We start from the raw sequence: 25,361 nt of genomic DNA on the forward strand, positions 1-25,361 counted from the left end.
CGCCCTGTCAGAGACGGAACACGCCGTCGTCGTAGGCGGCGTTGTAGTCGGCCGCGTCGCGCAGCGTCTTCTCGGCCATCTCCGCCGCGGCGGCCTGCAGCTTGGCCTGCCACTTGCCGCGGCGTGCGTAGTCGATCAGTTCGTCCGCGATGGCCGAACCCTGGCGGCCGGCGCTGCGCAGCTGGCCCCAGGCGACCAGCCGGCCCATGGTGGCGACGACGCCGCGGATGTCGGCGAGCTTCTGGCTGGCGCCGGCGATGGTCACGCGGTCCTCCAGGGGCTGCAGGCCGCGCAGCACGTAGGGCCGTCCGTCCATCTCCACCGGCTGCAGGAACGCCATCGAGACGGCCTGCACGCGCCGCTGCACGGCCACCACCCGTTCGGCCTGCGTGCCCCAGCGGGGCTGCTTCGTCTTCAGGTGCGGTACCAGCGATGAGGGCAGGGCCTGCTTGAGGTCCAGCAGGTAGTTGCCGTCGGGCGAGCCCTTGCCTTCCACGAGGATGGCGTAGCGGTCCACGCCCAGGCTGCCGGTGCCGGCGATGCGGCGGGCCACGTCGAGCACGCGGAAGAAGTGCGGATGGTCCGGGTCGTGCTGTTGCGCCTTGGCGAAGTCTTCCATGAAGCCCAGCACCCCGGCACGCTGGGCGTCGGTGACGGGCAGGGCCTTGCGTCCGTCGGTGCGCAGTCTGCGCTTGCGGCCTTTGGTGACCGTGCGGCTGTCGAGGAAGTCGGCGCGCTGCCGGTCCCGCAACCCGTCCAGCAGGGTGCGGACCAGCCCCTGCGCGGTCTGCGGCTCCACCCAGTAGGCCTTGCCGTCGCCCAGGGCATGGACGTAGGCGGACAGGAAGGCCGTGCAGAGTTCTTCCACCGCGAGGGGGGCCAGCTGCAGGCTGCCGGCACCCACCCGCAGGCTGGCCAGCAGCCGCACGAGGTCCCAGGTGGCGGGGGCGAGCGCGGCTTCGTCGAAGTCGTTCAGGTCAAAGTACGCGATCCGGTGCTGGCCCTTGTAGCTGCCGAAATTCTCCAGGTGCAGGTCGCCGCAGCACCAGGCGGGCGGCGCCGACTTGAAGATGCCGCCCCGTGGCAGGCGGGCGTAGAACAGGTGGCAGGTGCCGCGCAGGAAGACGAAGGGATCGCTGCGCATGTGCTCGTACTTGAGCGCCAGTCGTTCCGGGTCGCGGCCCGCGTTGTAGTGGAGGATTTCCTGTACGGCGTCCATGGGGATAACTCGGCTGTAGGGAGTCCCATTGTGCGCCCGCGGGCGGCCGTCCGGGCCCTGGCGGCCCCCTTGTTCCCGGTTCCGCCTTTCGATTGCGCCATCGCGGCATCAGGCCGCCTGCGCCCACTCCTGCGCCGGCACGCCTTCGCCGAAGTACAGCGCCCGGATGTCGGCGCGCTCGCGCAGGTCCGCGGCGCTGCCGCACAGGGCGCTGCGGCCGGTCTCGAGCACGGTGGCGCGGTGGGAGTGGCGCAGTGCCACGGTGGAGTTCTGCTCGGCGATGAGCAGCGTCAGCCCTTCCTCGCGGTTGAGGCGTGCCAGTTCGCGGAAGATGGCCTCCACGGTGCGGGGCGCGAGCCCCATGCTGGGTTCGTCCAGCACCAGCAGGCGGGGCCGGGCCATCAGCGCGCGGCCGATGGCGGCCATCTGCTGCTCGCCGCCGGAGGCGAGCCCGGCGGGCGTGCGGCGCAGGGCCTGCAGGCGCGGGAAGGCGGCATAGACGCGGTCCAGGTCCTGCGCGAGCCGCGAGCGCGGCGCGCCGCCGCCCAGGCCGCCGGCGACGAGGTTCTCCTCGATCGTGAGCGACGGGAAGCAGTGCCGGCCCTCCAGCACGGGCACCAGGCCGCGGCGCACCAGCGCGTCCGGCGTGGCGCGCAGCACATCGTCGCCATCGAAAGCGATGCGCCCGCGCGTGACCTGGCCGCGCAGGGCCGGCAGCAACTGCGAGACGGCGCGCAGCACGGTGGACTTGCCGGCGCCGTTGGCGCCCAGCAGGGCGTGGATCTCGCCGCCCCGCACGTCCAGGCTCACGCCCTGCAGCGCGGCGATGGCGCCCCGGTAGTGCACATGCACGTCCTGCAGGCGCAGCAGTGGTGCGTCGTCGTCCCGTGCGGCCATGGCGCTCAGCTCCAGGCGTGGAAGGGCGGTTTCACGCCGTTCAGGTGGTAGTTGCCCACGATGGCGTACTTCCACCGCACCGGGTCGTGCAGCGTGTGGGTGCGCGCATTGCGCCAGTGGCGGTCCAGGTGGTACTGGCCCAGCGTGGAACGCGTGCCGGCGAGTTCGAAGAGCTTGTTGGCGGCCTGCAGGGCGATCTCGGTGGATAGCACCTTGGCCTCGGCCACCGCGATCTGCGCGGCGGCCACGGTGTCCGCGTCGGGCGCAGCCAGGGCGCGGTCGATGGCGCGGCCCGCGCGCTCCAGCAGCGCCTCGCTCGCGTGCAGGCGGATCTGCAGGTCGCCTACCGCGTGGATGGTGTAGGGGTCTTCGGCGGCGGTGTCGCGCTGGCTGTCCACCCAGGGGCGGGTCTTGGTACGCACGAAGTCCTGCGTATCCTCGATGGCGTTGCGCGCGATGCCCACGTCCACCGCGGCCTGGATGATCTGGAAGATCGCGCCGTCCGCGGAAGGCCGGTCGTAGCCCTTCCAGGCCGGCACGAGGTGGGTGCGGGGCACGCGGACCCGGTCGATGAGCACGGTGCCGCTCAGCGTGGTGCGCTGGCCGAAGCTGCTCCAGTCGTCGATGACCGACAGGCCGGGTGCGTCACGCTCGGCGATGGCATACCAGGCGCGGCCCTGCGGATCGTTGGCCACGATGGGCACGTAGTGCGCCAGCAGCGCGCCGCTGGAGTAGAACTTGCGCCCGGTCACCACGACGTGGTCGCCGTCCTCGATGAAACGGGTCTCGAAGTCCGCGGCACGGCGGGAGCCCGATTCGGAAAAGGCGTTGCCGAAGCGCGCGCCCGCGAGGATCTCGCCGAACAGCAGGCGCTGCTGGGCCTTGTCCGACACGGTGCGGATGGCGGCCACGATGCCCAGGTGGTTCTGGGTGATCTGGCCGATGGAGGGGTCGGCCGCGGAGATGATCGCGATGACCTCCGCGAGCGTGGCATAGGACACCTCCGCGCCGCCGTGGGCGCGCGGCACGTTGATGGCCCAGAGGCCGCTCTGGGAATAGGCGTCGATCTCCTCCACCGGCCAGAGCCGGTCGCGGTCGCGCAGCGCGGCGCCTTCGCGGAAGCGCTCGGCCAAGCCATGGGCGACGGCCAGGGCTTCCCGGTCGTCGCGTATCACGTGGGCCGGGGCTGCGGGACGTGGCAGCCCCGGCACGGGCTGGCCGGGCTGCAGGGCCGCCTGCAGGGCGTGCGGGCGGACGGGCTGTTCGGTGGCGGGGTTCTGGAGCACGGCGGACATGGTGATTCCTCCTGGTGGTGGATGAAAGAGGGGCGTAAAGGAACGGTCGATCAGTCGTCGATGCTGCGGCGCAGCGGGATCTTCCGGTCGCGGGCATAGGCTTCGGAAGAGGCTTCGATCAGCGGACGCAGCAGCTTCCAGTCCGGCGCGATCCAGTCGGAGACCACCTTCCACTGCGTGCCGTCCCATTGCTGGAAGGCCACGCGGCCGTCGCCTTCGTGGTTGTCCCAGGTGACGTGGATGGAGTGGAAGAGGCCCTTGGCGCCGAGCGCCGCGGCGCGCGCCTCGTCGATGCGCAGGTTCTCGAAGCCCCAGCGCACTTCGTCGCCGGTGAGGGTGCGCCGGCCGAATTTCGCCTGCGCGATGCGCACGGCCTCGACGTTGAGGATGCCGTTGAGCACCCCGAGATTGTGATAGACGCTGCCGATGCGGCGCGTGTCTTCCAGGTTGCCCTTGCCCGCGGCGTACAGGGTCTTGCGGATCTCCTGCAGCACGGGGTACTGGTCGCCCGCCGCCACCGTGGTGATGGCGGTGTAGCCCTTGGCCGCGTCCCCCGCGGGCAGCACATCCTCCTCGGAGTTGGACCAGACGTTGCCGATGATGCGCGTGGCGGGAAAGCCCGTTTTCTGCGCCGTGCGCAGGGCCACCGGGTTCATCACGCCCCAGCCGCGCAGCACCACGTAGTCGGGCCTGGCGCGGCGGATGGCGAGCCACTGCGACTGTTGCTCGTTGCCGGGGTGCGGTACCTCGATCTGCTGCAGCGTGAAGCCGTACTGCTTCGCCAGCAGTTCGTAGATGGGGATGGTTTCCTTGCCGTAGGGCGAGCCGTGGTAGAGCACCACGATCTTCTTTCCCTTGAGCTTCTCGGCGCCGCCTTCCTTGCCGGCGATGTAGTTCACGATGCCCGAGGTCTCGCTGTAGGGGTTGAGCAGCAGCGGGAAGGCGTACTTGAACACGCGGCCGTCGGTGGTGTCGGTGCGGCCGTGGTTGATGGTGATGAGCGGCACCTTGTCGGCGGTGACGCGGTCCAGCATGGCATAGGCGATGCCCACCGACAGCGGGTTCCAGGCGGCGATGCCGGGGCGGGTCTTGAAGCGTTCGTACACCTCCACGCCGCGCTCCACCTCGTACTGCGTTTCGCCCTCCGCCCAGGTCAGCTTCACGCCGCCCACGCCGCCGTCGCGCAGGTTCACGAGGTTGAGGTAGTCGATGAAGCCGCCGAAGAAGCCCGTGCCCCCGGCGGCATACGGCCCTACGCGGTAGCTCTGCAGCGGGAAGAACTGTTCGTCGGCCCGGGCGGGCTGCACGGCGAGGGCAGCGGTGGCGGCCAGCGCGAGGGCTGCAGCGCGCAGGTGCGGAAGAAGGCGCATGGAAGATAACTCCTGGAGGACGGTGTGAAGCGATGGAAAGGGAAGGGGCGGTCAGCGCGGGGCGTGCGGGACGTGCGCGGCGATGCGGCGCGCACAGGCCTGCCGCAGGCGGCTGCAGAGTGCCGCCAGGCCTTCGGGCTCGGCGATGAGGAAGCCGATGATCAGCACGCCCAGCACGATGCGCTGGACCATCTCCAGCACACCGGAATCGAGCACTCCGCCGAGCGCCCAGCCGCCCAGGCGCGAGAGCAGCAGGGGCAAGGCGACCATGAGCGCTGCGCCGAGGAAGGCGCCGCGCAGGGTGCCGAGCCCGCCCAGGATGACGATGAAGAGGATCTGGAAGGAGCGGTCGAGGTTGAATCCCGCGGGCTCCACGGTGCGCAGGTACACGAAGGCCCAGAGCACACCGGCCACGCCGACGATGAAGGACGAGACGGCGAAGGCCAGCAGCTTGGTGCGCAGCACCGGGATGCCGATCACGCGCGCGGCCAGCTCGTTGTCGCGCACGGCAATGAAATGCTGCCCGGTGCGCGTGGACACGAGCCTCCATGCGGCCGCCGTGAGCAGCGCCACCACGGTGAGCGCGAACAGGTAGCGTGCTGCGGGGGTATCGAAGACCCAGGGCCCCACGCGCAGCTCGGGCGCATCCACCACGCCCGAGCGGCTGTCCAGGGTGAACCAGCCGAAGCGGGTGAGCGCCCATTGCACGAAGAACTGCGCGGCCAGGGTGGCGACGGCAAGATAGAAGCCCCGCAGCCGCAGGCTGGGCAGGCCGAAGACGAGGCCCACCGCCATGGCGCACAGGCCGCCCAGGACCATGGCGGCCGGCAGCGGCATGCCGGGCACCCGCAATTGCAGGTTCAGCGCCGCGAACGCACCCACTGCCATGAAGGCCGCCGTGCCCAGCGAGAGCTGGCCGGCATAGCCGGTGAGCAGGTTGAGGCCCACCCCGGAGAGTGACAGCACCAGGAAGGGCAGCAGGATGGCGTCGAACCAGTAGGGCGTGGCCAGCGCGGGCACGAGCCCGTACGCCAGCGCCAGCAGCGCGGCGGGGGGCAGCCAGCGGGGCGCCGTGCGGCTGCCGGGGACCGTGTGGACGACAGCCGTGGCGTGCGCAGCCGTGGCCGCGGTGGGAGGGAGGATGGCGCTCATGGTCATGCCCTTTCCACGAGGCGCTGGCCGAACAGCCCCTGCGGGCGCACCAGCAGGAAGGCGAGGGCGACGGCGTAGGCGAACCAGCCCTCGATGCCGCTGCCGACGACCGGGCCCAGGTACACCTCGGCCAGCTTCTCGAATGCGCCCACCAGCAGCCCGCCCACGATCGCGCCCGCGACCGAATCGAAGCCGCCCAGCACCAGCACGGGCAGGGCCTTGAGCACCACGAGCGACAGCGAGAACTGCACCCCCAATCGTGCGCCCCACAGCAGGCCGGCGGCCAGCGCGATCACGCCGGCGGCGGCCCACACCGCGGACCACACCCGGGGCAGGCGCAGGCCCACGGCGAGCGCGGCGAAGGTATCGTCCGCCACGGCGCGGAAGGCGAGGCCCGTGCGGGTGAAGCGGAAGAAGGCGGCCAGCAGGACCACCAGGGTGCCCGCGCACGCGGCGGCCACGAGGTCGAAGCGGGAGACCAGCATGCCGGCGACGTCCAGCGGCGTGTCCTCGATGCCCAGGTCCAGCGCATGCACCTGCGTGCCCCAGGCGAGTTGCGCCACGCCCTCGATCACGTAGGACAGGCCCAGCGTCGCCACGAACAGCGCCATCGGGGAGCGGCCGGCCAGCGGCCGCAGCACGGTGCGCTCGATGGCCAGCCCGAGCAGCACCATCAGCACGAGGGTGGCCGCGAGCGCCAGGGCGAAGGGCACGCCGCGCTCCACGAGGCTCACGAAGGTCAGCGCCGCCAGCAGCAGCTGCGCCCCCTGCGCGAAGTTGAGCACGCCCGAGGTCTTGTAGATGAGCACGAAGCCGATGGCCACGAGCGCATACATCACGCCCGAAAGCAGGCCGCCCACGAGCACTTCGGCGAAGAAGGTGAAATCCGCGTCCATCACGCGCCCTCCGCTTCGGTGCCGGCCTGCTCCACGCCCAGGTAGGCGTCGATCACGGCCGGGTCGTGCCTCACTTCGGCGGGCGTGCCGTCGGCGATCTTGCGGCCGTGGTCCAGCACCGCCACCCGGTCGGAGAGGCCCAGCACCACGCCGATGTCGTGCTCGATGAGCAGGATGGCGGTGCCGAACCGGTCGCGCGCCGCGCGCACCAGGTGGGCCATGTCGCGCTTCTCCGAAAGCGTCATGCCGGCCATGGGTTCGTCCAGCAGCAGCAGGCGCGGCGCGGCGGCCAGCGCGCGGGCCAGCTCGACGCGCTTTTGCAGCCCGTAGGGCAGGGTGGCGGCGGGCCGGTCGCGCACGGATTGGAGGTCCAGGAAATCCAGCACCGCGTCCGCCTGCACGGCCGTGCTGCGGCGGGCGGCGCGGGCGCCGGGCGCGCCGGCCCACTGCGCGAGCCAGTTCCCCTGCGGATCGGTACAGCCCAGCGCCACGTTGTCCCGCACCGAGAGGCCCCGGAACAGTGCGAGGTTCTGGAAGGTGCGCGCCACGCCCAGCCGCGCCAGGCGCTGCGTGGGCACATGCGCGAACTCCTCCGCGCCCAGCCGCACGCGGCCGCTGTCGGGGCGGTACAGGCCGCACACCACGTTGACCAGCGAGCTCTTGCCGGCCCCGTTGGGGCCGATCACGGCGCGGATCTCGGCGGGGGCGATGTCGAGGTCGATGTCCGACAGCGCCTGCACGCCGCCGAAGGAGAGGGCGACGTGCCGCAGCTGCAGCACGGGAAGCGGGGTGGGCGTTGCCATGGTGTGTCGGGCGCGGAATGTTCCGTTCGTGCGGGTGGGCGGAGCTCAGGCCTCCGCCGCCTCCAGTGCGGGCTGCGTGTGCGGCTGCGATGCCTCCGCGGCCTGGCGTGCTTCCAGCTCGCGCACCAGCGGCAGCACCTTGCGGCCGAAGTACTCCACCTCTTCGATGAAGTGCAGGAAACCGGTCAGCACCAGGTCCACGCCGATGGCCTTGAGCGCGACGATGCGCTCGGCGATCTGCTGCGGCGTGCCGATCAGGTTGGTGCGGAAGCCGTCGTTGTATTGCACGAGGTCCTCGAAGGTGGACTTCGCCCAGTTGCCTTCGCCTTCCGGCGAGGCGCGGCCAGCCTGCTTCACGGCATCCCCGAAGGCATGCACCGCTTCCACGTGCGCATGACGGATGATGTCCTGCAGCACGGCCTGCGCCTCTTCCTCGGTATCGCGGGCGATCACGAAGGCGTTGACCCCGATGCGCACGGTGTGGCCGTTGACGCGGGCCTTGGCCTGGATGTCGTCGATCTGGGCCTTGAGCCCCTCGGGCGTGTTGCCGTTGGTGAAGTACCAGTCGGACACGCTGGCCGCGTTGTCGCGCGCGGCGCGCGAGCTGCCGCCCTGGAAGATCTCCGGATGGGGCTTCTGCAGCGGCTTGGGACTGAGCGTGTAGTCGTTGAAGCGGTAGAAGTCGCCCTTGAAGGTGAAGTGGTCCTGCGTCCAGATGCCCTTGAGCGCGCGGATGAATTCGTTGGAGCGGCGGTAGCGCTCGTCGTGCTCCAGCCACGGCTCGCCGATGGCCTGGAACTCGCCCTTGAACCAGCCGCTCACCACGTTGATGCCGATGCGGCCGCCCGAGATGTGGTCGATGGTGGCGATCTGCTTGGCCACCACCGCGGGGTTCCACGGCCCCGGCAGGATGGCCGCCAGCACCTTCAGTCGCGTGGTCGCGTGCAGCAGCGCCTGGCTGAACGACACGGACTCGTGCTGGTGCTCCGCCCCGTAGCCTGCCGTGAAACGGATCTGGCTCAGGGCGTATTCGAAGCCGGCCTTTTCCGCCGCCACCGCCAGCCGCTGGTTGTATTCCAGGCTCCAGTCGGTGCGCTGCTCGATGGTGCTCACGACCAGGCCGCCGCTGACGTTCGGCACCCAGTAGGCGAATTTGACGGGTTCGTTGCGGGATGTGCTCATGGTGAAGGCTCCTTGGGTGGGATGGAGGAAGGCGTGCGGGATGCGTTGCGGGTGGGCGGCGCGGGCCGGCCCTCAGGCCACGGCGGCCAGCGCGGGGCGCACGGGCGTGGAGGCTTCCCGCCCTGCGCGCAGCAGCGGCAGGGCGCGTTCCACGGCCAGGTCGGCGCGTGCCAGCAGGGCCGGGTCGGTGATGCGGTAGTCGGTGAAATCCTTGTCGGTGCCGTACACGCCCAGGGGCAGGGTGCGGGCCTGGAAGAAGCTGAACAGCGGGCGCAACTGGTGGTCGATCACCAGGGCGTGGCGCTCGCTGCCGCCCGTGGCGGCCAGCAGCACCGGCACATCCACCAGGGCCTCGTGGTGCACGAAATCGAAGAAGTGCTTGAACAGGCCGGAGTACGTGGCCCGGTACACCGGGCTGCCCACCACGAGCACGTCCGCCTGTTCGACGGCGGCGATGTCGGCCTCCACCTCGGGCGGCAGCTGGTTGCGGTAGAGGGCGCCCGCCAGGCGGGGACCGACGGCGCCGAGTTCGATGGTGCGCACGCGGACCGGGACGGCGTCGCCGATCCTCTCGACGAGGTGTTCAACGAGCGCGAGGGTGCGCGAGGGGCGCTGGAGGCTGCCGGAGACGGCGACGAGATTCAGGGTTCGGGCCATGGTGATCCATTCGTTGCGATGAAGGGGGCGGCACCGCGGCGCGGTGTCCGTCCTGTCTTCAGCAGCTTGCGTGCCAGAGATTTTTTCCTTTGGAATCAATGGCTTGCGAATCCGCTGTCACGCAACGGGTGTGTGCTGCACAGCACGCTGCTGTCGCGTTGCTGCAGGATCAGCAGTCCACCGGGAAACGTGCATGCATATGCGTTTCCCGCAGCAGCGGATCACGAATAGAAGGAGGGCTCGGGCCGCTGCCCGTGCAGGGCCCACCGGCCCAGTTCGCGGCGCTTGTAGTCCACCGGGTCGTGCAGCGTGTGTACCCGCAGGTTGCGCCAGAAGCGGTCCATGCGCAGGGCGGCCGTGGTGGCGCGCGGGCCGGTCACCTCGAACAGCCGGTGCGCCACATCGAGCGCGGCGCGGCCCGCGGCCACCTTGGCGGCCGCCACGGCCACGGCCACGTCGCCGCGCGCCTGGGGCGGGAGCGCCAGCCCTTCGGACCAGGCTGCGTCGAACAGCGCGGCCGCGCGGTCCGCCAGCAGGCGCGCACCTTCGAGGGCCAGCCAGAAGTCGCCGTAATGGCCCAGCAGGTACGGGTCTTCGCCCGCCTGGTCCACGCCGGAGGCATGCCATGGGCGCGCATGCTGCAGCGTGAAGCCGCGCGCTTCGGCCAGCGCGCCTTCGCCCAGCCCCAGGTACACGTGGGCCAGCACCAGCTGAGCGAGCAGCGGGCGCAGCGCCGCGAAGGGGGAGGACAGGGGACCCGGGTCGGTGAGCAGCTCATGCGCCTGCACGCGCACCTGGTCGAAGACCACGCTGCCGCTGTCCGTCTGGCGCTGGCCGATGTTGTCCCAGTCGCCCTGCACCTGGATCCCTTCCCGGGTGGTCGGCACCACGGCGATCAGCATCCGGCCCGTGGGGTCGAATGCGGAGGCGAGCAGCATGTCGGAATCGCCCGCGCCCGAGCAGAAGCTCTTGCGGCCATGGAACGACCATGATCCGTCCGGTTGCTGCGTGGCCACGGTGCCCCGGTCCAGCGGGTTGAGCGCATTGCCCCAGAACCATTGCCGCGCCACGGTGGATTCGAGCCAGGGCTGCCACTGCGCCGGCCGGCCGAAGAGCTGCGCCGTGGCCAGCAGCAGGTGGTGGAAGCCGAACACGTGGGCGACCGCGCTGTCCACGCGCGCGAAGTGGCGCACCACGCCCAGTACATCGCTCCAGGAGGCCCCCGCGCCACCCAGGGCGGCGGGAACGGAGAGGGCCAGCAGTCCGCTCTCTCGCAGCAGGCGGCGCTCGTGCAGCGGCACGCCCCCGGCCTGGTCGCGCTCGATGGCCGTGGCGGCGAGGGATTCGGCCATGCGGTCCCGGGCACCGTGCCAGTCCCGGTGCGCTTCGGCTGCGAAATGCTTCATGGTGGGGGTCCTTTCGTGTCCGTGGTGAAGTGGAACAGCCGGCATCGCAGGGTCCGTGCCATCGCCGCCCGGGGGAGGCGGAGCGGGGCGGCTGCTGCGCAATCAGCAACCGCCCCGCCGGGCTGCTGCGGCAGTGTCCGCCAGGGCGCAGTTGCTGCTGCAGCCGCAAAACGTCTATCGATGCTTGGAATCCTTATTTGCCGCGGGGCGTCCGGATTCCCAGAATTGCTGTCCAGGCAGCAGTTTTCGTCCTTCCCGCACGCGCCGCGGCCTTCCCGGCGGCGCGGCGGGACCCTTACCGAGGAAAGAGCCCGACATGAGCCTTGCGACGATGCCAGTGCACGACCCTGCCGCCGATGGCGGGGACGCGGCCGCCGCCGCGCCTGCGTCCGACGTGGTGGCGCGGCAGTTGGCGGAGCAGTTCGCCCGGACGGCGGCCGAGCGCGACGAGCGCGGCGGCACGCCCAAGGCGGAGCGCGACGCGCTGCGCGACAGCGGCCTGCTGGCGATGAGCATTCCGGCCGCGCAGGGCGGCGGCGGGGCGGGCTGGCGCGATACGCTGGAGGTGGTGCGCATCCTGGCGCGCGCCGATTCGTCGCTCGCCCACCTGCTGGGCTTCCACCACCTCATGCTGGCCACGGTGCGCCTGTTCTCCCAGCCGCGCCAGTGGGAGCCCTGGTTCCGGCAGACGGCGCGCCTGCGGTGGTTCTGGGGCAATGCCCTCAACCCGCTGGACGACCGCACGCAGCGCACGCGCCAGGGCGGCTGGAGCGAGTTCTCGGGCCGCAAGAGCTTCTGCTCGGGCGCGCTCGATTCCGAGATGCTGGTCGCCTCCGCGCGCGACGCGGATTCGGGCGATCTCGTCGTGGCGGCGCTGCCCACGGGGCGCACCGGCATCTCCGTGGCACCGGACTGGAACAGCATCGGCCAGCGCCAGACGGACAGCGGCAGCGTGGTCTTCGAGCGCGTGCGGGTGGAGCCGCACGAGATCCTGGCCGACCCCGGTCCGCTGGCGACGCCCTTCGCCTGCCTGCGGCCCCTGCTGGCGCAGCTCGTGCTCGCCAGCATCTACCTCGGCATCGCCGAGGGTGCCTTCCAGGACGCGCGCCACTACACGCTCCACGAGGCCCGGCCCTGGCGCAGCTCGGGCGTGGCGCGCGCGATGGACGACCCCTATGTGCTGGGCCACTACGGAGACTTCTGGGTGGGGCTGGAGAGCGTGCGCGTGCTGCTGGACCGCGCCGCCGAACGCTTCGACGCCGCCTGGGCGCGGGATGGGCAACTCACGGCCGCCGAGCGGGGCGACGTGGCCGTGGCCGTGGCGACCGCCAAGGTGGCGGCCACGCGCACCGGCCTGGACCTCTGTACCCGCATGTTCGACGTGGCCGGCGCACGCGCCACGCACGGCGGGCTGCGCCTGGACCGCCACTGGCGCAACCTGCGCACCCACACGCTGCACGACCCGCTGGCCTACAAGCTGCGCGAACTCGGGGAGTGGGCCCTGCAGCAGCGCCATCCCGATCCCAGCTTCTACTCCTGACCGCCATGTCCTCCCTGCACTTCCATACCGCCTTTCCCGAAGACGGCGACGCACCGGCCCGGCACCGGGAGACGCCACCGCTGCTCACGCTGCCCGGCGCCCGCGCCATGCCCACCTCGATCCGCGCCACCGCGCAGGTGTTCGAGGATCCGCGCTCGCTGGCGCTGCTCGAGCGCATCCGCCTCGTGGCGCCCAGCGATGCCAACGTGCTCATCCTGGGCGAGACCGGCACCGGCAAGGAACTGATCGCGCGCCACGTGCATGCGCTGAGCGCGCGGCGCGAAGGGCCTTTCGTGGCCGTCAACTGCGGCGCGCTCTCCGAGACGCTGGTGGAAAGCGAGCTGTTCGGCCACGAAAAGGGCGCCTTCACCGGCGCCTTCACCGCCAAGGCCGGATGGTTCGAGGCCGCCAACGGCGGCACGCTGTTCCTGGACGAGGTGGGCGACCTGCCGCTGTCCATCCAGGTCAAGCTGCTGCGGGTGCTGCAGGAACGCGAGGTGGTGCGGCTGGGCGCGCGCAGGAGCCTGCCGGTGGACGTGCGCGTGGTGGCGGCCACCAACGTGCGCCTGCAGGATGCGGTGGCCGCGGGGAATTTCCGCGAGGACCTGTTCTACCGGCTGCACGTGGTGAACCTGGCGCTGCCCACGCTGCGCGAGCGGCCGGGCGACATCCTGCCGCTGGCGCGCCATTTCATCGACGAATACCGGCACCGCCTGGGCTACGGCGCCGTGCGGCTCGATGCCGGCGCGGAGCGCAAGCTGCTCGCCCACGACTGGCCCGGCAACATCCGAGAGCTGGAGAACGTGATCCACCACGGCCTGCTGATCTGCCGCCGCGGCGTGCTCCTGGCCGAGGACCTGCAGCTGTCGTCGCTGGGCCTGCAGCGCCGCCCCGGGAGCGACACGCCGGCGGACGCGACGCCGCTGCAGGCGCTGGAAGCGGCGCTGTCCGGCCTGTTCCAGCAGCAGGGCGACCAGCTGTACGAGCGCATCGAGGAAACCGTGGTGCGCGCCGCCTTCGAGTTCTGCCACCGCAACCAGGTGCAGGCTGCGCGCCTGCTGGGCATCAGCCGCAACATCCTGCGTGCGCGGCTCATCAAGAATGGGGACATCGCGGCGGCGAGGTGAACCGTTGCCCGCGGGCGCGCGCCCCGCGTTCAGCCAGACAGCGTCGCTCCGGCCCAGCGGCCCTCGCCGATCAGGCTGCGCACGCAGTCGCGCACCACGCCGCGTGCTGCCAGCACCGCCGGCGGCAGTTCGTCGTCGGCCAGGCTGCACAACAGGTTGACGCGGCGCGCCACCGGGGCGTCCAGGCGCGCGTGCCGGAAGCGCCTGTCGGCATCGGGATAGCGGCCCAGCGCGGCCCAGGGCTGCAGGGTGGAGCCCAGGCCCGCATCCACCGCGGCCATGACCATGGCCAGCGAATCGACCTCCAGCGCCACCTTCGGAGCGATGCCGGCGTGGTCGAAGGCCGCATCGATGGCGCTGCGCAGCCCGTGCGGACCCGTGGGCAGGATCAGCGGCTCGTCCCGCAGGGCCTCGATGTCCAGCTGCGCCGGCAGGGCGGGCTGGGCCACCGAGCGGATCAGGAACAGGGCTTCCTCCATCAGCGGCAGCACCTGCCAGCCGCGTCCCGCGCCGCTGGCCGGCCGGTGCAGGGCCAGGGCGTCCGGCCGGTGGCCGAACAGCACGGCGATGTCCAGCTCGCGCGCGCGCAGCATGGCCGCGAGGTGGCCGGACATGCCCTCGACCATGTGCAGCCGCACTTCCGGATAGCGCTGCCGCATCGCCAGCATCAGCGGCAGGCCCAGCAGTGCCGAAGTGGTGGGCGCGAGGCCGATGCTGACGCTGCCCGACAGCCGCGCATGCTGCGCCGAGCGCACGGCCTGCTCCGCGTGGCGCAGTGCCAGCTTGGCCTCGTGGAAGAAGGCCAGGCCTGCCTCGGTGGGGGTCACACCCTGCGGCGTGCGCTGCAGGAGCCGCGTGGCCAGTTCGCTTTCCAGGCGCGAGACCTGCTGGCTCAGCGCCGACTGCACCATGTCCAGTTCCAGGGCGGCGCGGCTCATCGAGCCGGCCTCGACGATGCGGACGAAGTAACGCAGCTGGCGCAGTTCCATGGCGTGATTGTCGTAGGGCGCAGGAGGTCCGGCGGCGGCGCCGCAGACTCAGTCGGCCGTCAGCTTGCGTGCCCGGGCGATGGCGCCCCACTGGTCGTATTCCTTGCGCATAAATGCCGCGAACGCGGCGCGGCTGGTGGGCTGCGGCGTCAGGCCGTGCTTTTGCAGGGCCTCGTGGACGCCCGGGTCGTTCAGTACCTTGACGATCTCGCGGTTCCAGGCGTCGAGCACCGGCGCCGGCGTCCTGCCCGGCGCGACGAAGGCATACCAGTTCAGGGCCTCGAAGCCCGGGTAGCCGGCCTCGGCCACCGTGGGCACGTCGGGCATGTAGGCCGGCCGCGCCAGTCCCGTGGTGGCCAGGGGGACGAGCCTGCCCGATTCGATGTGCGGCAGCGCCGTGGGCGGGGCCGAGAAATACGAGGCCACGCGCTCGCCCAGCAGGTCCTGCAGCGCGGGCGCGCCGCCCTTGTAGGGCACGTGCACCATGTCGATGCCGGCGCGCTGGTTGAACAGCTCGCCCGCGAGGTGCGAGGCGGAGCCGGCCCCGGTGGAGGCGTAGTCCACGCTGCCCGGCTTCGCTTTGGAGAGCTGCACGAACTCCGCCAGCGTCTTCACGCCCAGGCCCTTGTGCACGACCAGCACGTTCGGAAAATACACACCGCCGGAGATCGGCGCCAGGTCCCTGAACGGGTCGTAGTTCAGCTTCATCAGGTGGGGCGCGATGGTCAGCGGCCCGACGGAGCCGAACAGCAGCACCGAGCCGTCCGCCGCGGCGCCGGCCACCTGCTGGTGGGCGATGTTGCCGCCCGCTCCGCCCTTGTTGTCCACCACCACGGACTGGCCGATGTTCTCGCCCAGCTTCTTCGCGATCAGGCGTGCCGCCGCATCGGCCGCGCCGCCGGGCGCGAAGCCGACGACCAGCGTCACCGGCCTCTTCGGGGGAAAGTCCTGGGCCTGGGCGGCTGCGCCCGTGAAGCCCGCCAGTCCGGCCACGCAGGCGGATGCGGCCAGCGCCAGGGCGCGCAGGGGTTGTCGTCGGTTCATCGCAGGTCTCCTTGTGTTTTTGGGATCAGTCCGCGCCCGGCGCGATGGGCGAGGGCTGGCGCTTTTCCACCGCGTGGCGCAGCAGCGCCGCCGTACGGAAGATGCCGTGGGCGAACTTGCCGTAGGGCAGCGTGGCGAACAGCGCCATCACCGCGCCCAGGTGCAGGCACAGCAGCAGGGCCAGGGCCGGCGTGCCGCGCGCCAGCCACAGCGCCAGGCCGCTGGTGGCGGTCAGGAACAGCAGGGCGATGAAGCCGCGGTCCATGGGCTTTTGCGCGGCGTCGCCCTGCAACGGATGGCGCCGCAGGTGCAGGCGCCACAGTCCAGCGGTGCCCAGCGCCAGGCCGATGCCGCCCGGCACGCCCAGCAGCTTGGGCAGGCTGGGCAGGTCGTAGGGCGCGGGCAGGCCCAGCGCATAGTGGTAGAGCGTGGCCACGCCGGTGGCGGCAAAGCACAGCAGGAAGCCGTAGAAGGTGAGGTGGTGGCAGCGGCGGCGGGCCTGGGTGTAGGCGTCGTCCTCGTTGTTGCAGCCCTGGCCGTGGCCGCCGTCCAGGTATTTGAGCCGCAGCACCGCATCCGCCGCCTCGGCCGTGGCCGGCGGCGACAGGGGCGCGCCACTGGTGGCCGGCGCCACGTCGCGCCAGAAGCGGCGCACGCCCAGGCCCAGCGCCAGCACGGCGAACAGGAACACCGGGGCGAACAGGCCCACCAGCAGGTGGTGCGGGAAGATGGCGTAGAAGTCGCTGCCCGGCGCACTCCAGAGCGTGCCCTTCGACGCCACGGCCAGCAGCAGGAACAGCGCCAGCCCGCCTGCCAGGGCCAGCGACAGCGCCAGGCCGTTGTGGCGGTAGAGCCGCCCCAGGCCGGGCGGCCATGCGTAGTCGTGGTAGGTCTGGCCGCGCACGGTGGCCATGGCCTGCGGGACGTTCACCGCGAATGCGTGCGGCGGCGCGTACTGGCAGGCGTGCAGGCAGGCACCGCAGTTGTGGCACAGGTTGGCCAGGAAATGCACGTCCGCCTTCGGAAACTCCAGCCTCCGCGTCATGGCCGGGAACACGGCGCAAAAGCCCTCGCAGTAGCGGCAGGCATTGCAGATCTGCAGTTGGCGCGCCACCTCGGCCTCCGCCGCGGTGAGCGCCGGCGCAGGGCCGGCGGATGCGGCGGGTGGGGCGGATGCGGACGTGGGGGCGACGGCGACGGCAACGGGCTCGCCCCTGGCCAGGGCCTGGGCGTCGCGCGCGAGGGCTTCAAGCGATTGCATGGGGGTGTGCTCCATGGTCCATGGCGACCAGCGCAGACAGCGATCGGGCGGTGGCCCGCCGCGATGCCAGGGCGGCGTTGACGCCGGCGATGCGGCCGAAGGCCGTGCCGATGCTCATGCCCACGCCGGCCGTGTAACCCTTGCCCAGTACGTTGCCGGCCATCATTTCGCCGGCCACGAACAGGTTGGGACTGGCCGCGCCGCCGAAGCGCACGGCCGCGGTATCGTCGGTTTCCAGGCCGAGGTAGGTGAAGGTCACGCCCGGCTTGAGCGCGTAGCCGTAGAACGGCGCCGTGTCGATGGGGCGGGCCCAGTGCGTCTTGGGCGGCGCCAGGCCCTCGGTGCGGCAGTCGTCCAGCGCCGTGTGGTCGAAGCTGCCCACGCGGCAGGCGGCGTTGTAGGCGTCCAGCGTGCGCAGGAACGCGTCCACGTCCAGCCCCAGCTTCTGCGCCAGCCCGGGCAGGCTGTCGGCCCGCGTGCCGGGAAACACCGGCGGCATGAAGCGGCCCACGGCCTTGCTGTCGATGATCGAGTAGCCGATCTGCCCCGGCTGCTGCGCCACCAGGCGCCCCCAGATGGCATAACGCTTGGGCCAGAAGTCCTCGCCCTCGTCGTAGAAGCGCTCGGCATCGCGGTTGACCACCACGCCCAGCGAAACGCAGTCGATGCGCGTGCAGATGCCGCCGTCGTACAGCGGCGCGCGCGCGTCGATGGCCACCATGTGGGCCTGCGTCGGGTCGCCGATGCGGTCGGCGCCGTGGTCCTCCAGCAGGTGGCGCAGCAGCACGCCCTGGTTGTAGGCCGTCCCGCGGATCAGGAAGTTGTCCGAAGGCCACTCGCCACGCGCGTTGCGGCCCCAGGCCTCGCGCAGCCAGTCGCGGTTGGATTCAAAGCCGCCGGCCGCGAGCACGCAGGCCCGTGCCGCGATGCTCTCGCCGCCCTGCAGGTGCGCAGCGACGAAGTGCCCGCCGTCGATCTCGATGCGCTCCACGGGCGCTTCGTAGCGCACCCGCACGCCCAGCGCCTCGGCACTGCGGTAATAGGCGTTCACCAGGGCCTTGCCGCCACCCATGAAGAACGCGTTGGTGCGCGCTACGTGCAACGCCCCCGACAGCGGCGGCTGGAAATGCACGCCGTGGCGGCGCATCCAGGGCCTGCAATGGGCCGAGTGGCGCACCACCAGCCGCGCCAGCCGCTCGCTGGTGAGCCCGCCCGTGACCTTGAGCAGGTCCTGCCAGAACTCTTCTTCGGGATAGGCATCGACCAGCACGTCCTGCGGTGCATCGTGCATGCAGCGCAGGTTGCGGGTGTGGGCCGAATTACCGCCGCGCCAGGCGCGCGGCGCGGCTTCCAGCAGCAGCACGCTGGCGCCGGCCTCTCGCGCCATCAGCGCGGCGCACAGCGCGGCATTGCCGCCGCCGATGACGAGCACGTCGGGTTGCATCGTGGGGTGTCTCTTCCTGGTATTGGGCCGGCCGGGCGGAGGCTGGCCGGATGACCCGAACTCTAGGAAGAAGCCCGCCCCCGGTGCAGCGGGGCGGGCTCATGGGGGTATCACGCGACGAGATGGGCGCGCGCCGGAGCCCCCAAAGCGGCCGGTGGCGCGGATGGAGGCTCAGCGGTGCGTGAAGGCCGCCGGGCGCTTTTCCAGGAAGGCGGCCATGCCTTCCTTCTGGTCCTGCGTGGCGAACAGCGCGTGGAACAGGCGGCGTTCGTACATGAGGCCGTCGGAGAGCGTGCCCTCGAAGGCGCGGTTGACGGTTTCCTTGGCCGCCATGACGGCCACCTGCGAGAAGCCGGCGATCACCAGGGCCGCGCCCAGGGCTTCGTCCATGAGCTTGTCGTAGGGCACGACGCGGCTCACCAGGCCGGCGCGCTCGGCCTCCTGGGCATCCATCATGCGGGCGGTGAGGGCCATGTCCATGGCCTTGGACTTGCCCACGGCGCGCGGCAGGCGCTGGGTGCCGCCCGCGCCGGGAATGACGCCGAGCTTGATCTCCGGCTGGCCGAACTTCGCGTTGTCGGCCGCGATGATGAAGTCGCACATCATCGCCAGCTCGCAGCCGCCGCCCAGCGCAAAGCCGCTCACGGCCGCGATCACGGGCTTGCGGATGGAGCGGATGCGCTCCCAGTTGCGCGTGATGTAGTCGCCCTTGTAGGCGTCGGCGAAGCCGTACTTGGCCATGGCGCCGATGTCCGCGCCCGCCGCGAAGGCCTTCTCGCTGCCGGTGAGGATGATGCAGCCGATGCGCTCGTCGGCATCGAAGGCGGCCAGCGCGTCGCCCAGCTCGTCCATGAGCTGGTCGTTGAGCGCGTTGAGCTGCTTGGGGCGGTTCAGCGTGATGACGCCGACCTTGTCCGCCTCGGTGCGGACCTCGATGACTTCGTAGGCCAAGGGGTATCTCCTGGATGTCGTTGTGGTGCGGACGACTATACCCAAGGGCCGCCTTCCGCGCCCGTCCCGCAGGCTACCCGGCGGCCATGCCCGTGTCCGGCTGGCCATCCAGCCAGCGCCGCGCCAGGGGCGCGTCCGCCAGCGCCAGCGTGACGGTGTCGTCCGGCGCGCCGCCTTCGCGCTCCAGCGCCAGCGGCAGCCGCAGCACGCGGCGGTCGCGGGACACCAGCGCCGTGACGCGCTTCTCGCGGCCGGCGTAGAGCGCGACATCGTCCAGCCGCTGCACGCGCCAGGTCTCTCCGTGCGCCTCCACGGCCAGCCACTCGTCGCCCGCGGAAAAGCCGGCTTCCTCGGCCAGGCCGCCGCGCAGCACCACCTTCACCTGCAGGCCTGGGCCCTCGGACACCCGCAGGCCCAGCCGCTGCGCGGGCTGCGCCGCCTCCGCGCGCAGGGCCACGCCGTGCGCGGCCAGCATTTCCGCCAGGGGCAGGTCGCCGGTGCCGTGCACCCATTCGGCGATCTCGCGCGCGAACGGGCGGCCCGAGAGGGCCTCTAGCACCGCCAGCAGGTCGTCTTCCGACATGGGGCCGGCATCGCAGCGGTCCCAGAGCGCGCGCATCACGTCGTCGAGCGTGGTGCGGCCCTCGCGGCGCAGCGCCAGGTCCAGGCACAGGCCGACGAGCGCGCCCTTGGTGTAGTAGCTCACCGTGGCGTTCGGCGTGTTCTCGTCCTGGCGGTAGTACTTCACCCAGGCGTCGAAGCTGGCATCGGCCACGCTCTGCACCCGGCGCCCCGGCGTCTGCAGCACCTGGTTGATGTTCTTGGCGACCAGGCGCAGGTAGGTGGCGTCGTCGATCAGCCCGGCGCGGCGCAGCAGCAGGTCGTCGTAGTAGCTGGTGAAGCCCTCGAAGAACCACAGCAGGCGGGTGTAGTTCTCCTGGGTGTAGTCGTAGTGCGCCAGCTCGGCCGGGCGCAGGCGCTTGACGTTCCAGGTGTGGAAATGCTCGTGGCTGATGAGCCCGAGCAGCGTGGTGTAGCCCTCGGGCGTCCTGGCCTCGCCCTGGCGGGGCAGGTCGCGGCGGCTGCAGACCAGGGCCGTCGAGTTGCGGTGCTCCAGCCCGCCGTAGCCGTCGTCCACCACGTTGAGCAGGAACAGGTACTGCGCATAGGGCGGCTTGCCGGCGCCATGCCAGAAGCGGATGCCGGCCTCGCAGATGCGGCGCGCGTCGGCCACCAGGCGCTCGCCGTCGAACGAGGGCGCCGCGCCGGCCACGACCAGGCGGTGCGGCACGCCGCAGGCGGTGAAGCGGGCACTCCAGAAGGGGCCCATTTCCACCGGGCAGTCCACCAGCTCGTCGTAAGAGGCCGCGCGGTAGGTGCCGAAGCCCGCGCGCGTGGTCTTCTCCGCCGCGAGGCCCGTGGCCACGGACCAGTGCGACACCTCCGGCGTGGCGACGATCTCCAGGTCGTGGCGGGCGTCCTCCCGGCCATGCACGCGCAGGCACAGGCTCGTGCCGTTGAAGAATCCGCGCGACGAGTCCAGCCAGGCCGTGCGCACCGAGTTGTCGTAGGCGCTGACCTCGTAGGTCAGCACCAGCGGCGATCCTTCGCGGCAGGCGGCCTGCCAGAGGCTCTTGCTGCGCTGCACGAGCGCCACCTCCTGCCCGTCCTGGCGCGCTCGCAGGTTCTGCAGGTTCTTCGCGAACTCGCGCACGAGGTAGCTGCCGGGGATCCACGCGGGCAGCGACAGCTCCTGCTGCGCGGCGGGGCTCTCCACCGTGAGGGTGACGTGGTAGATGCGCGCGTGCAACTGCGCGGCTTCCACGCGGTAGTGGACGGCGGGGGCGTGCGATCGGTGGGCGGCCATGCGGTATCCGGGAGGGGCGGGAAAAGGGTCAGTTCGTGGCGGGCGCGGAGCCGGAGCCCGCGTCGGCGAGGCGCTTTTCCACCTCGCGCGCGTCGATGGCGCCCGGCACGCGCGAGCCGTCGGTGAAGATCAGCGTGGGCGTGCCGGTGATCTTGTGCTTCTTGCCGAAGGCCAGGTTGCGCTGCACGGCGGCCGTGTCGCAGCTCGCGGCCGGCGTGGTCTTGTCGCGCACCATGTGGTCCTGCCATGCCGCCGCGCGGTCCTTGGAGCACCAGATGTTGCGCGACTTCTCGGCCGAGTCGGGGCTCAGGATGGGATAGAGGAAGAGATAGACCGTCACGTTGTCCACGTTCTGCAGGTCCTTCTCGAAGCGCTTGCAGTAGCCGCAGTTCGGGTCCTCGAACACGGCGATCTTGCGCTGGCCGTTGCCGCGCACGATGGTGAACGCGTCCTGGAACGGCAGGGAGGCGAAATCCACCGCCGTGAGCTTGTTGATGCGGTCCTCGGTGAGGTTGCGGCGTGCCTTGGTGTCGATCAGTTCGCCCTGGATGAGGTAGTTGCCCTTGGCGTCGGTGTAGAACACATCGGTGCCGATGCGCACTTCGTACAGGCCCTGCATGGGCGTGGCGCGCACCTCGTCGATGTTCTGCAACTGCGGGATGCGGCTGCCCAGGGCCTTGCGGATCGCCGATTCCTGGGCGTGGGCGCCGAGGCCGAGGGTGAGCGCGGCGGCGCCGGCGAGCAGGGCGGGGATCAGTTTCATGGTGCTCCTTCGTGATGCGTGGATCTCTGGGGAATGGGCGGCACGGCGGCCGCCGCATTCCGGGATGGGGGCGGGCCGTCAGCCCAGGCCCATGGCCTGGCGCGTCACCCAGTCCTTCAGGGGGCCGCTGCGCTCGAATCCGCGCATGCCCCAGTTGCGCAGCCAGGGCACGGGCCCCTCGTGGTGCGAGAAAAGCTGCTGCAGGCCGTCCATGGCCCAGCCCATCGGCAGCAGCGCGGCCTTGCGCTCGCGCTCGTAGCGGCGCAGCAGGCGCTGGTCCGCCACGCCGCGCCAGTAATCGCGCTCGCGCAGCACGCGGGCCAGGGCCAGGGCATCGGCGAGGCCCAGGTTCAGCCCCTGGCCGGCCAGCGGATGCACGGTGTGAGCCGCATCGCCCGCCAGCGCCCAGCTGCGGGCCGGCGCCTTCGCGGACGCGGGGGCGCTGCCCGCGGCGGCCGGCATCGGCCCGCACCAGCGGTCGGCCTGCGCCTGCTGCAGCGGCCACGCGGCCCGGGGTGCGTCCAGCGTCAGGGCGCCCAGCGTGTCCAGGCTGGCGGAGCGGATGCGTTGTTCGAAATCGGAGGGTTCCATGGCCAGGAGGCGCTGCGCCTCGTCCTGCCGTACGGACCACACCACGGCCACGGAGTTCCCCTCCGGCCCCCCCAGGGGCAGGAAGGCCAGGATGCCGTCGGGCAGGAACCACTGGCGCGCCACCTGGCCGTGGGGCCGCTCGCAGCGCAGCCGCGTGGCCACCGCGTGCTGGCCGTACGGCACTTCGGCGTAGCGCACCCCGAATTCCTCGCGCGTGCGGCTCGCGCGGCCTTCGCAGACCACGGTGAGCGCGGCCTGCACGGGCGCATCGACCACCTCCACCTGCGGCTGGAAGCGCACGGCGTCGGCCAGCCGGGATTCCAGCGCAGGCACGTCGATGATCCAGGCCAGCGCCTCGGTGGCGGGATGGCGCTGCGCGTCGAAGGTGACCTCGCCGCCCATGTCGCCGTGCACGTCCATGCGCAGCACCGGCGTGGCGTGTTCCGCGCCGGGCCAGCTGCGCACGGATTCCAGCAGCGCGCGCGAGGCGGCGTTGAGCGCGTAGGCCCGCACGTCGGCGCCCTCGGCCGCCGGGGCCGGCCCCGGGACCAGGGCCACGCGCAGGCGCTCGCGCGCGAGAAGCAGGGACAGCGCGCGGCCCACCACGCCAGCGCCGCGAATACAGACATCGAAGGTTTGCGCCATGCGGCCATTGTAGGAGCCGGCCCGTGCTCTGCCGTGCGAAGGCACAATCGCCGCTTCCCCTTTTCCCACCGCGCTACCCGGAGACCTCCGCGTGACCTTCCGCACCGACCGCGACCTGGGCGGCACCATCTCCCGCCTGTTCATCCACCCCGTCAAGTCCTGCGCGGCCATCGCCGTGCCCGAGGCCCTGCTCACGCCCACGGGGCTGGAATGGGACCGGTCCTGGATGGTGGTCGATGCGGCGGGCGAATTCCTCACCCAGCGCACCGTGCCGCGCATGGCCCTGGTGCGTCCGCAGCTGGACGCGCAGGCGCTGTCGCTGCACGCGCCCGGCATGCCGGTGCTGCGCGTGGCCCTGCAGGCCGAAGGGCCGGTGGCGCAGGTGCGCGTCTGGGACGATGCCGTGCCCGCCCGGGACGCGGGCGAGGAGGCCGCGCGGTGGTTCTCGGAATGCCTGGACCGGCCCTGCCGCCTGGTGCGCTTCGATCCGGCCCACCGCCGGCTCTCCAGCCTGCGCTGGACGGACGGGGTGGAGGCGCCCAACCAGTTCGCCGACGCCTACCCCGTGCTGCTGGCCAGCGAGGCCTCGCTGCAGGAACTCAACGTGCGGCTGCAGACGGCAGGCGCGCCGGCCGCCGCGATGGAACGCTTCCGGGCCAACATCGTCATCGACGGCGTGGAGGCGCACGACGAGGACCGCATCGATGCCCTGCACGTCGACGCGGAAGGCGGCGAAGCCTGCCTGCGGCCGGTCAAGCCCTGCACGCGCTGCCCGATCCCCGACATCGACCCGGCCACGGCCGAAAGCACCCCGGACGTGGGCGACACCCTGCGCGCCTACCGGCAGGACCGCCGCGTGAACGGCGCCGTCACCTTCGGCATGAACGCCATCGTGCTCGAAGGGGCCGGCCGCGTGCTGCGCGTGGGCCAGCGCATCGCGGCCGACTGGCGCTTCGACTGACCCTCCGGGGCGGGCGGGCCGGCAGGGACACGGCCGCCCGGTAAAATCGCCGGTTTTCCCCCGAACCCTGAAAGCCCCGCCATGAGCCTGAAATGCGGCATCGTGGGCCTGCCCAACGTCGGCAAGTCCACCCTCTTCAACGCCCTGACCAAGGCCGGCATCGCGGCCGAGAACTACCCCTTCTGCACCATCGAGCCCAACACCGGCGTGGTGGAAGTGCCCGATCCCCGCCTGCAGCAGCTGGCCGGCATCATCACGCCCGAGCGCATCGTGCCGGCCATCGTCGAGTTCGTGGACATCGCCGGCCTAGTGGCGGGCGCCTCCAAGGGCGAAGGCCTGGGGAACCAGTTCCTGGCCCACATCCGCGAAACCGACGCCATCGTCAACGTGGTGCGCTGCTTCGAGGACCCGAACGTGATCCACGTGGCCGGCCGCGTGGATCCGATCGCCGACATCGAGGTCATCCAGACCGAGCTGTGCCTGGCCGACCTCGCCACGGTGGAGAAGGCCCTCAACCGCTACAGCAAGGCCGCCAAGAGCGGCAACGACAAGGAAGCCGCCAAGCTGGTCTCGCTGCTCACGCCCATCCAGGCCGCGCTCGACCAGGGCAAGCCCGCGCGCACGGTGCCCGTCAGCAAGGAAGACGCACCCCTGCTCAAGCAGTTCTGCCTGATCACCGCCAAGCCGGCGATGTTCGTGGGCAACGTGGCCGAGGACGGCTTCGAGAACAACCCGCTGCTCGACCGCCTGAAGGAATACGCCGCTGCCCAGAACGCGCCCGTCGTGGCCATCTGCGCCAAGATCGAATCCGAGATGAGCGAGATGAGCGACGAGGACCGCGACATGTTCCTGGCCGAGATGGGCCAGGACGAACCCGGCCTGAACCGCCTGATCCGCGCCGGCTTCAAGCTGCTGGGCCTGCAGACCTACTTCACCGCCGGCGTGAAGGAAGTGCGCGCCTGGACCGTGCCCGTGGGCGCCACCGCGCCCCAGGCCGCCGGCGTGATCCACGGCGACTTCGAGCGCGGCTTCATCCGCGCCCAGACCATCGCCTTCGACGACTTCATCGCCTTCAAGGGCGAGCAGGGCGCCAAGGACGCGGGCAAGATGCGGGCGGAAGGCAAGGAGTACGTCGTCAAGGATGGGGACGTGATGAACTTCCTGTTCAACGTCTGATTCGAGCAAGCCATTTCGGTCACTGCGTCCGCTAGTAGGGGGCAGTGGTCGATAGAAGTCCTTGATTCAATGATGGATGGCGGCGAATTGTCCGACTTGTATCGCCCACCTATCGACGATAAGGC

At 71.2% G+C, this 25,361-nt stretch carries 22 protein-coding genes; 4 read left to right on the forward strand and 18 right to left on the reverse strand.

Annotation, left to right across the window (positions count from 1 at the left end; genetic code table 11):
• Window positions 1-7: 7 nt before the first annotated feature.
• The 10 genes from ACGHC0_RS04295 to ACGHC0_RS04340 form a co-directional block, all read right to left on the reverse strand.
• The gene (locus tag ACGHC0_RS04295) at window positions 8-1,219 is read right to left on the reverse strand and encodes a DUF2252 domain-containing protein (RefSeq protein ID WP_415267530.1); all 1,212 of its coding nucleotides are present in this window, start codon (window positions 1,217-1,219) and stop codon (window positions 8-10) included.
• A 108-nt stretch (window positions 1,220-1,327) separates the two neighbouring features.
• Complete coding sequence (locus ACGHC0_RS04300; RefSeq protein WP_415267531.1) at window positions 1,328-2,116, reverse strand: ABC transporter ATP-binding protein; 789 nt, start codon at window positions 2,114-2,116, stop codon at window positions 1,328-1,330.
• 5 nt (window positions 2,117-2,121) lie between these two features.
• Window positions 2,122-3,411: an SfnB family sulfur acquisition oxidoreductase gene (locus ACGHC0_RS04305; protein WP_415267532.1), complete on the reverse strand. Its 1,290-nt coding sequence runs from the start codon at window positions 3,409-3,411 to the stop codon at window positions 2,122-2,124.
• Between the two features lie 50 nt (window positions 3,412-3,461).
• Window positions 3,462-4,781 (reverse strand): ABC transporter substrate-binding protein, encoded by a 1,320-nt coding sequence (locus ACGHC0_RS04310; protein WP_415267533.1) that lies wholly within the window; start codon window positions 4,779-4,781, stop codon window positions 3,462-3,464.
• Between the two features lie 51 nt (window positions 4,782-4,832).
• Complete coding sequence (locus tag ACGHC0_RS04315; RefSeq protein WP_415267534.1) at window positions 4,833-5,939, reverse strand: branched-chain amino acid ABC transporter permease; 1,107 nt, start codon at window positions 5,937-5,939, stop codon at window positions 4,833-4,835.
• Window positions 5,936-6,829 carry a branched-chain amino acid ABC transporter permease gene (locus ACGHC0_RS04320; protein ID WP_368354140.1) on the reverse strand — a complete coding sequence of 298 codons (894 nt, stop codon included), beginning with the start codon at window positions 6,827-6,829 and terminating at the stop codon, window positions 5,936-5,938. The genes ACGHC0_RS04315 and ACGHC0_RS04320 overlap by 4 nt, the downstream gene beginning before the upstream one ends.
• A complete protein-coding gene (locus ACGHC0_RS04325; protein WP_415267535.1) occupies window positions 6,829-7,632 on the reverse strand; it encodes an ABC transporter ATP-binding protein in 804 nt (267 codons plus the stop codon). Before ACGHC0_RS04325 ends, ACGHC0_RS04320 begins: the two co-directional genes overlap by 1 nt.
• 45 nt (window positions 7,633-7,677) lie before the next feature.
• The gene (sfnG, locus tag ACGHC0_RS04330; protein WP_415267536.1) at window positions 7,678-8,814 is read right to left on the reverse strand and encodes a dimethylsulfone monooxygenase SfnG; all 1,137 of its coding nucleotides are present in this window, start codon (window positions 8,812-8,814) and stop codon (window positions 7,678-7,680) included.
• Between the two features lie 72 nt (window positions 8,815-8,886).
• Window positions 8,887-9,471, reverse strand: coding sequence for an FMN reductase (gene msuE / locus ACGHC0_RS04335; RefSeq protein ID WP_368354143.1), 585 nt, complete (start codon window positions 9,469-9,471; stop codon window positions 8,887-8,889).
• 221 nt (window positions 9,472-9,692) lie between these two features.
• The gene (locus tag ACGHC0_RS04340) at window positions 9,693-10,877 is read right to left on the reverse strand and encodes an acyl-CoA dehydrogenase family protein (RefSeq protein ID WP_368354144.1); all 1,185 of its coding nucleotides are present in this window, start codon (window positions 10,875-10,877) and stop codon (window positions 9,693-9,695) included.
• Window positions 10,878-11,193: 316 nt separating this feature from the next.
• Between ACGHC0_RS04340 and ACGHC0_RS04345 the strand changes: the two genes are divergently transcribed.
• Together ACGHC0_RS04345 and ACGHC0_RS04350 are read left to right on the forward strand one after the other, a co-directional pair.
• The gene (locus tag ACGHC0_RS04345; RefSeq protein ID WP_415267537.1) at window positions 11,194-12,417 is read left to right on the forward strand and encodes an acyl-CoA dehydrogenase family protein; all 1,224 of its coding nucleotides are present in this window, start codon (window positions 11,194-11,196) and stop codon (window positions 12,415-12,417) included.
• A gap of 5 nt (window positions 12,418-12,422) precedes the next feature.
• Window positions 12,423-13,544 carry a sigma-54 interaction domain-containing protein gene (locus ACGHC0_RS04350; RefSeq protein ID WP_368354146.1) on the forward strand — a complete coding sequence of 374 codons (1,122 nt, stop codon included), beginning with the start codon at window positions 12,423-12,425 and terminating at the stop codon, window positions 13,542-13,544.
• Between the two features lie 29 nt (window positions 13,545-13,573).
• Here the strand turns inward: ACGHC0_RS04350 and ACGHC0_RS04355 are convergent, their stop codons facing one another.
• From ACGHC0_RS04355 to ACGHC0_RS04390, 8 genes are all read right to left on the reverse strand, one after another.
• Complete coding sequence (locus ACGHC0_RS04355) at window positions 13,574-14,533, reverse strand: LysR family transcriptional regulator (protein WP_415267538.1); 960 nt, start codon at window positions 14,531-14,533, stop codon at window positions 13,574-13,576.
• 48 nt (window positions 14,534-14,581) lie between these two features.
• Window positions 14,582-15,577, reverse strand: coding sequence for a Bug family tripartite tricarboxylate transporter substrate binding protein (locus ACGHC0_RS04360; RefSeq protein WP_368354148.1), 996 nt, complete (start codon window positions 15,575-15,577; stop codon window positions 14,582-14,584).
• Window positions 15,578-15,602: 25 nt separating this feature from the next.
• On the reverse strand, window positions 15,603-16,838 hold the full coding sequence (gene tcuB, locus ACGHC0_RS04365) for a tricarballylate utilization 4Fe-4S protein TcuB (protein WP_415267539.1): 1,236 nt from the start codon (window positions 16,836-16,838) through the stop codon (window positions 15,603-15,605).
• Window positions 16,825-18,282, reverse strand: a complete 1,458-nt coding sequence (tcuA, locus tag ACGHC0_RS04370) for an FAD-dependent tricarballylate dehydrogenase TcuA (RefSeq protein WP_415267540.1) — start codon at window positions 18,280-18,282, stop codon at window positions 16,825-16,827. Before tcuA ends, tcuB begins: the two co-directional genes overlap by 14 nt.
• 171 nt (window positions 18,283-18,453) lie before the next feature.
• Window positions 18,454-19,233, reverse strand: coding sequence for an enoyl-CoA hydratase (locus tag ACGHC0_RS04375; RefSeq protein ID WP_368354151.1), 780 nt, complete (start codon window positions 19,231-19,233; stop codon window positions 18,454-18,456).
• Window positions 19,234-19,306: 73 nt separating this feature from the next.
• Window positions 19,307-21,100: a M61 family metallopeptidase gene (locus ACGHC0_RS04380; RefSeq protein WP_368354152.1), complete on the reverse strand. Its 1,794-nt coding sequence runs from the start codon at window positions 21,098-21,100 to the stop codon at window positions 19,307-19,309.
• A gap of 28 nt (window positions 21,101-21,128) precedes the next feature.
• A complete protein-coding gene (locus tag ACGHC0_RS04385) occupies window positions 21,129-21,863 on the reverse strand; it encodes a DsbC family protein (protein WP_368354153.1) in 735 nt (244 codons plus the stop codon).
• A 78-nt stretch (window positions 21,864-21,941) separates the two neighbouring features.
• The gene (locus ACGHC0_RS04390) at window positions 21,942-23,099 is read right to left on the reverse strand and encodes an FAD-dependent monooxygenase (protein ID WP_415267541.1); all 1,158 of its coding nucleotides are present in this window, start codon (window positions 23,097-23,099) and stop codon (window positions 21,942-21,944) included.
• A 91-nt stretch (window positions 23,100-23,190) separates the two neighbouring features.
• On the opposite strand from ACGHC0_RS04390, the gene ACGHC0_RS04395 reads away from it, so the two are divergent.
• Together ACGHC0_RS04395 and ychF are read left to right on the forward strand one after the other, a co-directional pair.
• Window positions 23,191-24,060 carry an MOSC domain-containing protein gene (locus tag ACGHC0_RS04395; protein ID WP_368354155.1) on the forward strand — a complete coding sequence of 290 codons (870 nt, stop codon included), beginning with the start codon at window positions 23,191-23,193 and terminating at the stop codon, window positions 24,058-24,060.
• An 81-nt stretch (window positions 24,061-24,141) separates the two neighbouring features.
• Complete coding sequence (gene ychF, locus ACGHC0_RS04400; RefSeq protein WP_026431439.1) at window positions 24,142-25,236, forward strand: redox-regulated ATPase YchF; 1,095 nt, start codon at window positions 24,142-24,144, stop codon at window positions 25,234-25,236.
• Window positions 25,237-25,361 lie beyond the last annotated feature (125 nt).

It is taken from the genome of Acidovorax sacchari (genome assembly GCF_042847045.1).
Taxonomy (GTDB): domain Bacteria; phylum Pseudomonadota; class Gammaproteobacteria; order Burkholderiales; family Burkholderiaceae_C; genus Paracidovorax; species Paracidovorax sacchari.